Annotated in this window: 13 protein-coding genes; 9 read left to right on the top strand and 4 right to left on the bottom strand. The window is 57.1% G+C overall.

All coding sequences use genetic code 11. From position 1 onward, the window contains the following. Positions 1–128: 128 nt before the first annotated feature. From qseE to glnB, 4 genes are all read left to right on the top strand, one after another. Positions 129–1,556 (top strand): two component system sensor histidine kinase QseE/GlrK, encoded by a 1,428-nt coding sequence (gene qseE / locus HB664_RS20050; protein WP_069303181.1) that lies wholly within the window; start codon positions 129–131, stop codon positions 1,554–1,556. A gap of 1 nt (position 1,557) precedes the next feature. Beyond that, entirely contained in the window at positions 1,558–2,295 is a 738-nt protein-coding gene (gene qseG, locus HB664_RS20045) for a two-component system QseEF-associated lipoprotein QseG (RefSeq protein ID WP_219940098.1), read from the top strand. Beyond that, positions 2,282–3,619: a two-component system response regulator GlrR gene (gene glrR / locus HB664_RS20040; RefSeq protein ID WP_219940097.1), complete on the top strand. Its 1,338-nt coding sequence runs from the start codon at positions 2,282–2,284 to the stop codon at positions 3,617–3,619. Before qseG ends, glrR begins: the two co-directional genes overlap by 14 nt. A gap of 65 nt (positions 3,620–3,684) precedes the next feature. Further along, a complete protein-coding gene (gene glnB / locus HB664_RS20035; RefSeq protein ID WP_003860685.1) occupies positions 3,685–4,023 on the top strand; it encodes a nitrogen regulatory protein P-II in 339 nt (112 codons plus the stop codon). 81 nt (positions 4,024–4,104) lie between these two features. On the opposite strand, the gene hmpA is transcribed toward glnB, so the two are convergent. Further along, positions 4,105–5,295: an NO-inducible flavohemoprotein gene (gene hmpA, locus HB664_RS20030; protein ID WP_219940096.1), complete on the bottom strand. Its 1,191-nt coding sequence runs from the start codon at positions 5,293–5,295 to the stop codon at positions 4,105–4,107. 304 nt (positions 5,296–5,599) lie between these two features. On the opposite strand from hmpA, the gene glyA reads away from it, so the two are divergent. Then, positions 5,600–6,853 carry a serine hydroxymethyltransferase gene (gene glyA / locus HB664_RS20025; protein WP_008502165.1) on the top strand — a complete coding sequence of 418 codons (1,254 nt, stop codon included), beginning with the start codon at positions 5,600–5,602 and terminating at the stop codon, positions 6,851–6,853. 54 nt (positions 6,854–6,907) lie between these two features. On the opposite strand, the gene HB664_RS20020 is transcribed toward glyA, so the two are convergent. Beyond that, entirely contained in the window at positions 6,908–7,330 is a 423-nt protein-coding gene (locus HB664_RS20020) for a DoxX family protein (protein ID WP_029741147.1), read from the bottom strand. Between the two features lie 173 nt (positions 7,331–7,503). On the opposite strand from HB664_RS20020, the gene HB664_RS20015 reads away from it, so the two are divergent. After that, entirely contained in the window at positions 7,504–8,649 is a 1,146-nt protein-coding gene (locus HB664_RS20015) for a 3-phenylpropionate MFS transporter (protein WP_039263750.1), read from the top strand. Here HB664_RS20015 and csiE read toward each other — a convergent pair. Continuing rightward, positions 8,644–9,921 (bottom strand): stationary phase inducible protein CsiE, encoded by a 1,278-nt coding sequence (gene csiE / locus HB664_RS20010; RefSeq protein ID WP_033146227.1) that lies wholly within the window; start codon positions 9,919–9,921, stop codon positions 8,644–8,646. The genes HB664_RS20015 and csiE overlap by 6 nt on opposite strands. A gap of 125 nt (positions 9,922–10,046) precedes the next feature. Between csiE and HB664_RS20005 the strand changes: the two genes are divergently transcribed. Both HB664_RS20005 and HB664_RS20000 read left to right on the top strand, forming a co-directional pair. Further along, complete coding sequence (locus tag HB664_RS20005) at positions 10,047–10,685, top strand: DUF1007 family protein (protein WP_033146226.1); 639 nt, start codon at positions 10,047–10,049, stop codon at positions 10,683–10,685. Further along, entirely contained in the window at positions 10,676–11,656 is a 981-nt protein-coding gene (locus HB664_RS20000) for a nickel/cobalt transporter (protein ID WP_219940095.1), read from the top strand. Before HB664_RS20005 ends, HB664_RS20000 begins: the two co-directional genes overlap by 10 nt. A gap of 40 nt (positions 11,657–11,696) precedes the next feature. Here HB664_RS20000 and suhB read toward each other — a convergent pair whose 3' ends face one another. Further along, positions 11,697–12,500: an inositol-1-monophosphatase gene (suhB, locus tag HB664_RS19995; protein ID WP_023308828.1), complete on the bottom strand. Its 804-nt coding sequence runs from the start codon at positions 12,498–12,500 to the stop codon at positions 11,697–11,699. A gap of 131 nt (positions 12,501–12,631) precedes the next feature. Between suhB and trmJ the strand changes: the two genes are divergently transcribed. Continuing rightward, positions 12,632–13,357 carry a tRNA (cytosine(32)/uridine(32)-2'-O)-methyltransferase TrmJ gene (trmJ, locus tag HB664_RS19990; protein ID WP_219940094.1) on the top strand — a complete coding sequence of 242 codons (726 nt, stop codon included), beginning with the start codon at positions 12,632–12,634 and terminating at the stop codon, positions 13,355–13,357. The last annotated feature ends 38 nt before the right edge of the window (positions 13,358–13,395 follow it).

Below are 13,395 nucleotides of genomic sequence, written 5' to 3'. Positions count from 1 at the left end.
CCAGGGCGAAACGTCGAGTTAGGCACCGCCTCATTCCATGACAAAGCCGGGTTTTTACCCGGCTTTGTTGTATCTGAAGGGCAGACTCAGTTACGCTCTGCGTAAATCCCCATTAAGAGAGTAATGCGTTGAAACGCTGGCCCGTTTTCCCCCGCTCCCTGCGGCAGCTCGTCATGATGGCCTTCCTGCTGATCCTGCTGCCGCTGCTGATCCTTGCCTGGCAGGCGTGGCAAAGCCTGAACGCGCTGAGCGCGCAGGCGGCTTTGACTAACCGCACGACGCTCATCGACGCCAGACGCAGTGAAGCGATGACCAACGCCGCGCTGGAGATGGAGCGTAGCTATCGTCAGTATTGCGTGCTTGACGATCGGACGCTGGAAAAGGTTTATCAGAGTCAGCGTAAACGCTACAGCGAAATGCTGGACGCTCACGCGGGGGTCTTACCTGATGACAAGCTCTATCAGGCGTTGCGTCAGGATTTAAACGATCTCGCGCAGCTGCAGTGCAGCAACAGCGGCCCGGATGCCGTTGCTGCCGCGCGCCTTGAAGCTTTTGCCAGCGCCAACACCGAGATGGTGCAGTCAACGCGCGCGGTGATTTTCTCTCGCGGCCAGCAGCTCCAGCAGGAGATCGCCGAGCGCGGCCAGTTCTTCGGCTGGCAGGCGCTGGTGCTGTTCCTGGTGAGCCTCGGGCTGGTACTGCTCTTTACCCGCATGATCATCGGCCCGGTGAAGGGTATCCAGCGTATGATCAACCGCCTGGGGGAGGGGAAATCGCTCGGGGATACGGTCGCTTTTAAAGGCCCGCGCGAGTTGCGATCCGTAGGCCAGCGCATTATCTGGCTGTCCGAGCGCCTGGCGTGGCTCGAATCACAGCGCCATCAGTTCCTGCGCCATATCTCTCATGAACTTAAAACGCCGCTGGCCAGCATGCGCGAAGGGACGGAGCTGCTGGCGGACGAAGTGGCCGGGCCCCTTACGCCAGAACAGAAAGAAATTGTCGAGATCCTGGATAACAGCAGCCGCAATCTGCAAAAGCTGATTGAGCAACTGCTGGATTACAACCGCAAGCTGGCTGACGGGGCGGTCGTACTGGAAAACGTTGAAATTGAGCCGCTGGTGGATATGGTGATCTCCGCCCACAGCTTGCCAGCAAGAGCTAAAATGATGCATACCGGCGTTGAGCTGAATGCGCCTGCGTGCCTGGCTGAACCCATGCTGCTGATGAGCGTTCTGGATAATCTTTACTCCAATGCGGTGCACTATGGTACTGAATCCGGTAACATTTATATCCGAAGTAATACGAATGGTTCACGGGTCTTTATTGACGTCGCAAACACCGGCACCCCGATCCCCGATGACGAAAAAACCATGATCTTCGAACCCTTTTTCCAGGGAAGTCATCAGCGGAAAGGCGCGGTTAAAGGAAGTGGTCTGGGCTTGAGCATCGCCCGGGACTGCATTCGACGCATGCAGGGTGAGCTAAACATTGCCGCGGACGAACGTTCAGATGTTTGCTTCCGTATCGAACTGCCCCTGAGCCGGAAAAATCAATAAAATGAATCTATGTCTGGTGAGTATGTCACACGTCTTTTTCCGCGCCGTACGTGCGGTGTTTTCCAGCAAAACGCTTCGCCTGAGCCTGCCCTGTTTATTTCTGGCTGGGTGTGTTTCCCATGCGCCACAAAGTGCCATTAGCGGTAAACAGGAAGATAAATGGCCCGATAACCAGCTGGCAGACTTCCTCTCAACCCGCTGTGACGACATCTGGAACCTGTCAGGACATGACGTTGAAAGCAACCCGCTGTTCTGGCTGCGTGGGATAGATTGCGCCCAGCGTCTGGCGCCGGTAGACGCCCGCTCGAAGGCGGCGATGCTGGATGACGACACCTGGCAGGACGCTTTCAAGCGTGGGATTTTACTCGCAGATGCGAAAATTACCCCCGTTGAACGTCGCGTCAATGTGACCCGACTGGACACGTTTGTAGTCAATCTTCCCGTGCAGGTACGCCCGGTATACCAGCTCTGGCGCGATGGGCAGACATTACAGCTTCAGCTGTCTGAAGAGCGCTCCCGCTACAGCAAGCTACAGCAGTCAACCGACAGCGAGCTTGATACGCTGCGTCAACAGCAGCAACATTTACGTACGCAGCTGGATACCACGACGCGTAAGCTGGAGAACCTGACGGATATCGAAAGGCAGCTCTCGTCGCGCAAATATCAGCCGGGGAGCTCATCCGCTGCACCGGACAGCGATACGCCGAAACAAGAGGATGTGAAGCATGACGAGCCGTAAACCTGCCCATCTTTTACTGGTGGATGACGATCCCGGGCTGTTAAAGCTGCTGGGGATGCGTCTGGTGAGCGAAGGCTACAGCGTCGTGACCGCTGAAAGCGGGCTGGAAGGGCTCAAGATCCTCAGTCGCGAGAAAATCGATCTGGTGATAAGCGACCTGCGGATGGACGAAATGGATGGCCTGCAGCTGTTCGCGGAGATCCAGAAGCAGCAGCCGGGTATGCCCGTGATTATCCTGACGGCGCACGGGTCGATCCCGGATGCGGTTGCCGCGACGCAGCAGGGGGTCTTCAGCTTCCTGACCAAGCCGGTGGACAAAGACGCGCTGTATAAGGCTATCGACAGCGCGCTGGAACATGCCGCCCCGGCGGGGGATGAAGCGTGGCGGGAGTCCATCGTCACCCGCAGCCCCATTATGCTGCGTCTGCTTGAACAGGCCCGGATGGTGGCGCAGTCCGACGTCAGCGTGCTCATCAACGGCCAGAGCGGAACCGGGAAAGAGATCCTGGCGCAGGCGATCCATAACGCCAGCCCGCGCAGTAAAAACGCCTTTATCGCCATTAACTGCGGCGCGCTTCCGGAACAGCTGCTCGAATCTGAACTGTTTGGACACGCCCGCGGCGCATTCACCGGCGCGGTGAGCAGCCGGGAAGGGCTGTTCCAGGCCGCGGAAGGCGGCACGCTGTTCCTGGACGAGATTGGCGACATGCCCGCACCGCTGCAGGTCAAACTGCTGCGCGTGTTGCAGGAGCGAAAAGTTCGCCCGCTGGGCAGCAACCGCGATATCGATATTAATGTGCGCATTATTTCCGCCACCCACCGCGACTTGCCAAAAGTGATGGCGCGCAACGAGTTTCGCGAAGATCTCTACTACCGTCTGAACGTGGTGAATATGAAGATCCCGGCGCTGGCGGAGCGCGCGGAAGACATTCCGCTGCTGGCGAACCATCTTTTGCGCCAGGCGGCCGATCGCCATAAACCGTTCGTGCGCGCGTTTTCCACCGACGCGATGAAGCGGCTGATGGCCGCAGGCTGGCCGGGTAACGTGCGCCAGCTGGTGAACGTGATTGAGCAGTGCGTGGCGCTGACCTCCTCACCGGTGATCAGCGATGCGCTGGTGGAGCAGGCGCTGGAAGGGGAAAACACGGCCCTGCCGACGTTTGCGGAAGCGCGGAATCAGTTCGAGCTGAACTATCTGCGCAAGCTATTGCAGATAACCAAAGGCAACGTGACCCACGCGGCGCGCATGGCCGGACGCAACCGCACCGAGTTCTACAAGCTGCTGTCGCGCCACGAGCTGGAAGCAAACGATTTTAAAGAGTAATGCCGTATGATACTGTGAGCAATCGATTACGAGGCAGCTTACAGGCAAGAGTTTAAGGACCCACCATGAAAAAGATTGATGCGATTATTAAACCTTTCAAACTGGATGACGTGCGTGAAGCGCTGGCGGAAGTCGGCATCACCGGGATGACCGTGACGGAAGTGAAAGGTTTTGGTCGTCAGAAGGGCCACACCGAGCTTTACCGTGGCGCAGAGTACATGGTCGACTTTCTGCCGAAAGTAAAAATTGAAATCGTGGTCAGCGACGATATCGTCGATACCTGCGTGGATACCATTATCCGCACCGCGCAGACGGGCAAAATCGGCGACGGTAAAATCTTCGTCTTTGACGTGGCGCGCGTGATCCGTATCCGTACCGGCGAAGAAGACGACGCCGCGATTTAACATTGCCAACGGTTTTGTAGGCCGGGTAAGGCGCAGCCGCCACCCGGCGAAAAAAAGCCCCTCGAACGAGGGGCTTTTTCATTACAGCACCTTATGCGGCCCGAAACATTCGTAATGAATGTTGTCTTTGTTCACACCCAGCTCCACCAGCTGCTTCGCGGCATACTGCATAAACGCCACCGGCCCGCAGACGTAGAACTGCATGTCCGGCGCGCTAAACGCCCCTTCCATCTGGCTTAAATTCATCAGGCCTTCAGTGTCAAACCGTGCGGCCGCGCGGTCTGCATCCGTCGGCAGGCGATACCAGGCGTGCGCGGTGAAGCGCGGCAGGAACGCTCCAAGCGTTTTCACTTCATCCGCAAAGGCGTGCACGTCGCCGTTTTCCGCAGCGTGGAACCAGTTGACCTGCGCGCCGTGGTTGGCTTTCGCCAGCGTATCTAGCATCGCCAGCATTGGCGTTTGGCCGACGCCCGCAGAGATCAGCGTAACCGGGGTATTCGCTTCTACGGCCATGAAGAAATCGCCCGCCGGCGCGGCCAGATGGACCACGTCGCCCACGTTAGCTTCGTTGTGTAGCCAGTTCGATACCTGACCGCCGTCCTCAAGCTTCACCGCAATGCGGTAGCCTTTGCCGTTTGGCTTGCGGGTAAGAGAATACTGGCGGATCTCCTGATACGGGAAACCTTCAGGCTTCAGCCACACGCCCAGATACTGGCCCGGCTGGTAATCGGCAACCGGCTGTCCGTCCACCGGCTCAAATTCAAAGCTGGTAATCAGCGCGCTGCGCGGCGTTTTCTCAACGATGCGGAAGGCGCGTGTGCCTTCCCAGCCGCCGTTCTTGCTGGCGTTTTTGCTGTAGATCTGCGCTTCGCGGTTGATAAACACGTTTGCCAGCACGCCGTAGGCTTTCCCCCACGCGTCCAGCACCTCCTGGCCCGGGCTGAACATCTCGTCCAGCGTTGCCAGCAGGTGGCTACCCACAATGTTGTACTGCTCGGGCTGGATCTGGAAGCTGGTGTGTTTCTGCGCGATTTTTTCCACCGCGGGCAGCAGTGCCGCCAGGTTTTCAATATTGCTGGCGTAGGCCGCGATGGCGTTGAAAAGCGCTTCGCGCTGATCGCCGTTACGCTGGTTGCTCATGTTGAAAATTTCTTTGAGCTCCGGGTTATGCGTGAACATGCGATCGTAGAAATGGGCGGTGAGTTTAGGGCCGGTTTCCACCAGCAGGGGGATGGTGGCTTTAACGGTAGCGATGGTTTGAGCGTCGAGCATGGCAGCTTCCTTCCGATGTGACTTTAATGATGTATTTTAAATGCATCTTATAAAAAATACCCCTGCGTTGTAAATGGTTCTTTGCAAGATGAAAAATATGCATCACAAACCTGAAAAGAAATCCGCTGGAAAGGGCGAGAGCTTTATTCCTCAAACCCTTGCGTGGCGCGAAGGAAAACGTTTGCGTAAAATCGTTTGTCAAGACCTGTTATCACAGAACTAATCAGTTATACTGTTGCCCGTCGTCCAACAGGACTGCCTTTTCAGGCCAAAATTTACTTGTTAGCTGAGTCAGGAGATGCGGATGTTAAAGCGTGAAATGAACATTGCCGATTATGATGCCGAACTGTGGCAGGCTATGGAGCAGGAAAAAGTACGTCAGGAAGAGCACATCGAACTGATCGCCTCCGAAAACTATACCAGCCCGCGCGTCATGCAGGCGCAGGGTTCTCAGCTGACTAACAAATATGCTGAAGGTTACCCGGGCAAACGCTACTACGGCGGTTGCGAGTACGTGGATATCGTTGAGCAGCTGGCTATCGACCGTGCGAAAGAACTCTTTGGCGCTGACTACGCGAACGTGCAGCCGCACTCTGGCTCTCAGGCTAACTTCGCGGTCTACACCGCGCTGCTGCAGCCGGGCGATACCGTTCTGGGTATGAACCTGGCGCAGGGCGGCCACCTGACTCACGGCTCCCCGGTTAACTTCTCCGGCAAACTGTACAACATCATCCCTTACGGTATTGATGAGTCCGGCAAAATTGACTATGAAGACATGGCGAAGCAGGCTAAAGAGCACAAACCGAAGATGATCATCGGTGGCTTCTCTGCTTACTCCGGTATCGTTGACTGGGCAAAAATGCGTGAAATCGCAGACAGCATCGGTGCTTACCTGTTCGTCGACATGGCGCACGTTGCGGGTCTGATTGCCGCTGGCGTTTACCCGAACCCGGTTCCACACGCTCACGTTGTGACCACCACCACCCACAAAACCCTGGCGGGTCCACGCGGTGGCCTGATCCTGGCGAAAGGCGGTGACGAAGAGCTGTACAAAAAACTGAACTCCGCTGTATTCCCAAGCGCGCAGGGCGGCCCGCTGATGCACGTTATCGCGGCTAAAGCCGTTGCGCTGAAAGAAGCGATGGAGCCTGAGTTCAAGGTTTATCAGCAGCAGGTTGCTAAGAACGCTAAAGCGATGGTGGAAGTGTTCCTGAACCGTGGCTACAAAGTGGTCTCCGGCGGTACTGAAAACCACCTGTTCCTGCTGGATCTGGTTGATAAGAACCTGACCGGTAAAGAAGCTGACGCAGCCCTTGGCCGCGCCAACATCACCGTGAACAAAAACAGCGTGCCAAACGACCCGAAGAGCCCGTTCGTGACCTCCGGTATCCGCATCGGTTCTCCGGCCGTGACTCGCCGCGGCTTCAAAGAAGCGGAAGTGAAAGAGCTGGCTGGCTGGATGTGTGACGTTCTGGACAACATCAATGACGAAGCGGTTATCGAGCGCGTCAAAGGTAAAGTTCTGGATATCTGCGCACGCTTCCCGGTATACGCATAATTCCTCTGCCTGGCAGAAATAAAAAAGGCCGCGCTTGCGGCCTTTTTTTATGGCTTAACGCCGGTCGAGGGAAATGGCTCCAGGTCCGACAATCGCCAGCAAAATAAAGGCGCCAGCAATACTGACGTTCTTATAGAAGTTAATCATATTCGGCACGACCGCATCACCGGTCATATCCCAGTAATGGTGACCGATAATCGCCGTGCCCAGCGTATAGAATACAAACAGTACCGCGAGCGGGCGGGTGAAAAAGCCCAGCACGATCAGGATGGCAGCAGGGACTTCCATCACCACCGCAATAATGGCCGCCAGCATGGGCATCGGCGTACCCAGCGAGGTCATATATTGTACGGTGCCGCTAAACCCCGTCAGTTTTGGATAACCAAAGATGATAAACAGCACGACAAGCGCGATGCGGCCAATCAGCAGCAGCAGGTGACGTGACTGACCGAAATCGAAATAACGTAGTGAGTTCATGGCAGAAAAACCTCTGCAAGTGGAGTAATTTAAACGTAATACATATTTTCATTCCCTGCCATAAGCCAGACGACTGCACAAGATGTTAATTTTTCGTTAATTTATAGCAGGCTATCTACTTGCTTAATTTTTATATTCTCGCCAGACTATGGCCTCGATTTCGGGAGGGATTCATGGTCTTGCATTCCACGCGCTGGCTGGCGCTCAGTTATTTCACCTATTTCTTTAGCTACGGTATTTTTCTGCCCTTCTGGAGCGTCTGGCTCAAGGGTATCGGCCTGACTCCTGAGACTATCGGTGTCCTGCTGGGGGCCGGGCTGGTGGCGCGTTTCCTCGGCAGCCTGCTGATTGCCCCGCGCGTCAGCGATCCCTCCTTACTGATCAAGGCCGTGCGCATTCTTGCTTTGCTGACGCTGGTCTTTGTTGCCTGCTTCTGGGTCAGCCACCAGTTTGCCTGGCTGATGGTGGTGATGGTCGGCTTTAACCTGTTCTTCTCACCGCTGGTACCGCTGACGGATGCCCTGGCGAACACCTGGCAAAAGCAGATCACCATGGACTACGGCCGCGTGCGCCTGTGGGGCTCAATTGCCTTTGTGATTGGCTCCGCGCTGGTGGGCAAACTGGTCAGCCTTTACGATTACCGCGCCATTCTCGCCCTGCTGAGTATCGGTATTGCCTCTATGCTGCTGGGTATGCTGCTGCGTCCGTCGGTGATGCCGCAAGGGGAAAGCCGCCATCAGGAGAGCGCAGGCTGGCCCGCCTGGCGGAGCCTGGTGGCACAAAGCTGGCGTTTTCTGGCGTGTGTCTGTCTGCTTCAGGGGGCGCATGCGGCGTACTATGGCTTCAGCGCCATCTACTGGCAGGGGGCGGGATATTCTGCTTCCGCAGTGGGCTATCTGTGGTCGCTGGGGGTAGTGGCCGAAGTCATTATTTTTGCCCTGAGCAAGAAGCTGTTCCGTCGCTTTGGCGCGCGAGACCTTCTGCTGCTTTCCGCCGTGTGCGGCGTGGCGCGCTGGGGGATTATGGGCTGGACGACCGATCTGCCGTGGCTGATAGTGGCGCAAATTCTTCACTGCGGCACCTTTACCGTGTGCCATCTGGCGGCTATGCGCTATATCGCAGCGCGCGAGGGCGGAGACGTTATTCGCCTGCAGGCCGTCTACTCGGCGGTCGCGATGGGGGGCAGTATCGCAATCATGACGGTCTTTGCGGGGTTCCTCTACCAGCATTTGGGGCATGGCGTCTTCTGGGTGATGGCGCTGGTCGCCTTACCCGCCATCGTTGTTCGCCCGAAAGTGGCCGCTCGCGCGCCGCTATGATTCCAGCATGGCGCGAATATGTTCTTGCTGCTGCGCGTTCAATGTTTCAACGGCATGAATCAGCGGCGGCGAGAACAGCGGCAGGACGGTAGGGTAGGGGGTGATAACCAGCGCGGCTTCGCGCGGTGCCCCCTCTTTCTGGAAAGCCTGCAGCGTCAGATAGCGAATGTTAAGCGGCAGCAGCGTCAGCTCGCGAAGCTGCTGTTCAATCAGATCCTCGCTGGCTTTATCGTCTCCCGTCAGCAGGATCACCTGTTTTTCGTGCAGATCGGTCTCCTGCATCAGCCAGGCGCCGAAAATCACCGCGACAAGACTCATCTCTTCATCAGAAAAACGCAGCCCAAACTCCGCCTCCAGCTCAAACAGCGCTTCCTTTGTGGTGCGTAACAGCCGGGGATAGAGGCGATGGATCTCCTCCGGCAGGCTATTGTCGATGCCAATTTCAAACAGCGAGCGGTCCAGCGCCTGAGCAAGATGGATATACAGCTGATCGGTCAGCCCTTGCTCATCGCTGAAGTTCATCCCGGTCTGCGAGCGAAAACGGGCGACCATGCGCACGATGGCCCGGCGCAAGCGCTGATCCTGCTGGTGTTTATCGAGCACCGGATCGGGCGTGCGCAGCATCATAAACAGCAGCGCCAGAAACAGCTGTTCATCCCCGTGCGCACCCTGCGGCACGCGACGTCTCCAGTGACGCACGATCTCCTGGGCCGTAAAATACTCCCCTCTCGACTGGGTCCAGCTGCGCTGAACGTGAGAAAACTGTGGCGTATTCCCGAGCTGGTGCTGAATAAGACAGTATTGCAGATAGAGCTGTAAAAACTGGACGTCGCGGCATTCAAACTGGCGCTGCAGCTTGCGTGAGCAGAAGCCGATCAGCGCCCGCAGGTTCGCATCGTCGTACAGCGGCCGCGCAATGCCGTGTTGTTTAAGCGCGGTTTTTAATGCGGGGGTAAACTGGTGTGAGACAAACTGCGGGCAAAGCCGCAGCGCCCGGCGCAGCCAGTGCAGCAGGCATAAACGCTGATTCAGGGCTGTGCCTTCAATCCGGTAGCTGCCGTCGTGGTGCGTGACGATGTCCAGCCGGTGATAGCGCTGGATTTCATCGCGCGTCTCGGCTATATCTTGCCGTGCCATCGCGTCGTCCACCCCGTTGGCAGCGATTATGCTCTCTGCGGTGACGGCAGCATCGGGCAGGTATAGCATCAAAAGCACCTGGCAGCGGCGCTGCGAACTGGAAAGCACAGATGGAATTTCAAGCGTCGTCATCATCTGTCGGGTATCCAGTGTGAATGTTTGATAAGAATAGCTAAAGGATGAGCGCTGAAAAGCGCACCGGCAGGCCTTTCACTCAGGATTGCTGGGGGACATCACAGAATTTTTGACGTGAGGAATTGATGCAAACAGTTAAACAAAGTGCGATGGCGTTATTTTTGGCGGTTATCAGCTTCACCGCCAGCGCACACCCTCACAGTTTTATTGACCTCCAGACCGAGCTGGTTACCGACGGCACGCAGCTGAGCGGCCTGAAGATGCGCTGGACGATGGATGAAATCACCTCGGCCGATCTGCTCTATGATGCGGGAAACGCGAAGCCCGGCGATGAAATCTGGAAAAAGCTGGCGGCGGAAGTGATGGCCAACGTGCTCGGCCAGCACTACTTCACGGAATTCTGGCACAACGGGCAAAAGGTCAAATTTCTGAACCGGCCAACGGAATACGGGATGACGCGTGACGGGCATCAGGCGGTGCTGACGTTTGTGCTCCCGCTGGCGCATCCGCAGCCGCTGGCGGGGCAAACTTACACGTTTTCCACTTTTGATCCGACCTACTATGTCGATATGCGCTATGACAAAGACGGCGACGTACGATTGCCGGACGCTCTGCAAAAAAACTGCAAAATTGGCGTTCACACCCCGAAACCCAGCGAGGAGACGCTGAACTTTGCGGTCTCGCTTGATAAGGAAGATGCACCGCCTGAGGACATGGAGTTGGGTAAACAGTTCGCGCAGGAGGTAACGTTACAATGTCAGTGATCTCCTCTCCGGTTCGGAAACCGCGCCGCTGGCTGCACCTCTGGCCGCTGGCGCTTTTTCTCCTGCTGGCCGTTTGCGGTTCGCTCTGGCTGTGGCAGGCCTGGCCGCAGGTCATGATGAAAAGCATCGTCTGGCAGCGTGAGGTCAACCAGCAGATGAGCGCTCTGCTGAAGGCGGTGGCGGAGAACCCGGCCAAAGCGGGTGGTTCCCTGCTGGCGTTCAGCTTTATCTATGGCGTTCTGCACGCGCTGGGGCCGGGGCACGGCAAAATCGTGATAACGACCTGGCTCGCCACCCATCCGTCGAAGCTGAAATCGAGTATCGGGCTGACGCTGGCCTCCTCGCTGCTTCAGGGCAGCGTGGCGATTGCGCTCGTCGTAGTCGTGCTTTCGCTGTTGCAGCTTCCCGCGCGCCAGCTGCACATGAGCAGTTTCTGGCTGGAGAAGGGGAGCTACGCGCTGGTTGGCGTGCTGGGGCTGATCCTCTGCTGGCGGGCGCTGAAGAAGCTGCGCGTGCTGCTGCAAAAACCGAAATTCAAAACCTTCACGCCGCACCACGTTCATGATGCAAACTGCGGCTGCGGGCATCAGCATTTGCCCACGCAGGAACAATTGCAGAACGGCGACGACTGGCGCGCGCGGCTGATGATTGTTCTTTCGATGGGCATGCGCCCGTGTTCGGGGGCCATCATGGTGCTGCTGTTCAGCAAGGTGATAGGCGTGTTTGGCTGGGGAATGCTCTCCGCGCTGGCGATGGCGGCGGGAACGTCTCTCACCATTTCGTCTTTAGCGCTGCTGGTTCACAGCTTCCGTCAGCTTGCGGTCAGACTCAGCGGCAATAAAACGCCGGTGCTGTGGCGGCAGGTAGGGTGGACAACGCTTGCGCTGGCGGGCGGGGTGATTCTGCTGGTTGCGGCGGTGACGATGTGGATGAGCGCGATGCCGGTGGGAAGAGGATTGCGGCCGTTTTAATTGGGATTCCCTCTCCCACGGGGAGAGGGAATGACCGGGATTAACGCTTCAGCGCATCGCTCAGTTCATCACGCATGTTGGCCAGCATGGCTTTAACAACGCGTGGGTTACCCGCAACGACGTTGCCGGTAGACATATAGTTATGGCCGCCGGTGAAATCACACACGATGGCGCCTGCTTCGCGTGCGATCAGCTCGCCCGCAGCAAAGTCCCACGGCTTCAGCGACAGCTCGAAGTAACCGTCAACGCGGCCTGTTGCCACGTAGGCCAGATCCAGCGCGGCAGAACCGGTGCGGCGGAAGTCCGCGCATTCGGTGAACAGTTTGCCCAGGATATTCATATAGGTGGTCGCGTGCTGTTTCGCCTTGAACGGGAAACCGGTCGCCAGAATGGTGCCGTCCAGATCGCGTGCGTTGCTGCAGCGCAGACGGTAGCCGTTCAGCTGTGCGCCCTGACCGCGGGTAGCGGTGAACAGTTCGTTACGCATTGGATCGTAAACAACGGCGACTTCAGTACGGCCTTTAATGCGTACTGCGATAGACACAGAGAAGTGTGGCAGGCGTTTGACGAAGTTGGTGGTGCCATCCAGTGGATCGATAACCCATTGAACATCCTGATCGGTACCTTCATGTTCACCGCTTTCTTCGGTGATGATGGTGTGCTGCGGGTAAGATTTGCGGATCGTTTCGATAATAATCGCTTCTGCGGCTTTATCGACGTTAGTCACGAAATCATTGCTGCCTTTCTGGCTGGTTTCTACGGAGTCTGGCGTTTCGTAGTGTTTGGCAATTACATTACCCGCCTTGCGCGCTGCGCGCACGGCGATGGTCAGCATCGGATGCATCGGTCTCTCTCACTGGATGTTAAAGAACAGGAAAATCGGCGCAGAGTATAGCAGTGGGATCGGATTATGTCTCCCGTTTATGATAATATGCCGGAATATTCTTCAGACGCTGAATTCAGACATTAAAAATTATGCTGCAAAACATTCGAATCGTGCTGGTCGAAACATCGCACACCGGCAACATGGGCTCCGTTGCCCGCGCTATGAAAACCATGGGCTTAACGAACCTGTGGCTGGTTAACCCGCTGGTCAAACCTGACTCGCAGGCTATCGCCCTGGCGGCCGGTGCCAGCGACGTGATCGGCAACGCTCAGATCGTCGATACCCTTGACGAAGCGCTGGCCGGCTGCAGCCTCGTTGTTGGCACCAGCGCGCGTTCACGCACGCTGCCGTGGCCGATGCTGGACCCGCGCGAATGCGGCCTGAAAAGCGTCTCAGAAGCGGAACAGGCTCCGGTTGCGCTGGTGTTTGGCCGCGAGCGCGTTGGCCTGACCAACGACGAGCTGCAGAAGTGCCATTATCACGTCGCCATCGCGGCTAACCCGGAATATAGCTCGCTGAACCTGGCGATGGCGGTGCAGGTTATCGCCTATGAAGTGCGTATGGCGTGGCTGGCGAAGCAGGAGAAACAGGTAGAGCCTAAAGAAGAAACGGCCTACCCGCTGGTGGACGACCTTGAGCGCTTCTACGGTCACCTGGAGCAGACGCTGCTCTCAACCGGCTTTATTCGTGAAGGCCACCCGGGCCAGGTGATGAACAAGCTGCGCCGCATGTTTACCCGCGCGCGCCCGGAAAGCCAGGAGCTTAACATCCTGCGCGGGATTCTGGCGTCGATTGAGCAGAAGAATAAAGAGTAGTGTCGATTTCCCCTCTCCCCGTGGGAGAGGGCTGGGGT

The organism is Enterobacter sp. DNB-S2 (assembly GCF_019443845.1).
Lineage (GTDB): Bacteria > Pseudomonadota > Gammaproteobacteria > Enterobacterales > Enterobacteriaceae > Enterobacter > Enterobacter asburiae_B.
The sequence above is the reverse complement of the archived record's forward strand: the minus strand, read 5'-3'. Positions and strand labels throughout refer to the sequence as shown.

What these genes read in the sequence shown, in the direction of transcription:
- hmpA (WP_219940096.1), bottom strand. Translation starts at nt 5,295, where the DNA reads ATGCTCGACGCTCAAACCATCGCTACCGTTAAAGCCACCATCCCCCTG.
- glyA (WP_008502165.1), top strand. Translation starts at nt 5,600, where the DNA reads ATGTTAAAGCGTGAAATGAACATTGCCGATTATGATGCCGAACTGTGG.
- glrR (WP_219940097.1), top strand. Translation starts at nt 2,282, where the DNA reads ATGACGAGCCGTAAACCTGCCCATCTTTTACTGGTGGATGACGATCCC.
- HB664_RS20020 (WP_029741147.1), bottom strand. Translation starts at nt 7,330, where the DNA reads ATGAACTCACTACGTTATTTCGATTTCGGTCAGTCACGTCACCTGCTG.
- trmJ (WP_219940094.1), top strand. Translation starts at nt 12,632, where the DNA reads ATGCTGCAAAACATTCGAATCGTGCTGGTCGAAACATCGCACACCGGC.
- HB664_RS20000 (WP_219940095.1), top strand. Translation starts at nt 10,676, where the DNA reads ATGTCAGTGATCTCCTCTCCGGTTCGGAAACCGCGCCGCTGGCTGCAC.
- qseG (WP_219940098.1), top strand. Translation starts at nt 1,558, where the DNA reads ATGAATCTATGTCTGGTGAGTATGTCACACGTCTTTTTCCGCGCCGTA.
- suhB (WP_023308828.1), bottom strand. Translation starts at nt 12,500, where the DNA reads ATGCATCCGATGCTGACCATCGCCGTGCGCGCAGCGCGCAAGGCGGGT.
- HB664_RS20015 (WP_039263750.1), top strand. Translation starts at nt 7,504, where the DNA reads ATGGTCTTGCATTCCACGCGCTGGCTGGCGCTCAGTTATTTCACCTAT.
- glnB (WP_003860685.1), top strand. Translation starts at nt 3,685, where the DNA reads ATGAAAAAGATTGATGCGATTATTAAACCTTTCAAACTGGATGACGTG.
- HB664_RS20005 (WP_033146226.1), top strand. Translation starts at nt 10,047, where the DNA reads ATGCAAACAGTTAAACAAAGTGCGATGGCGTTATTTTTGGCGGTTATC.
- csiE (WP_033146227.1), bottom strand. Translation starts at nt 9,921, where the DNA reads ATGATGACGACGCTTGAAATTCCATCTGTGCTTTCCAGTTCGCAGCGC.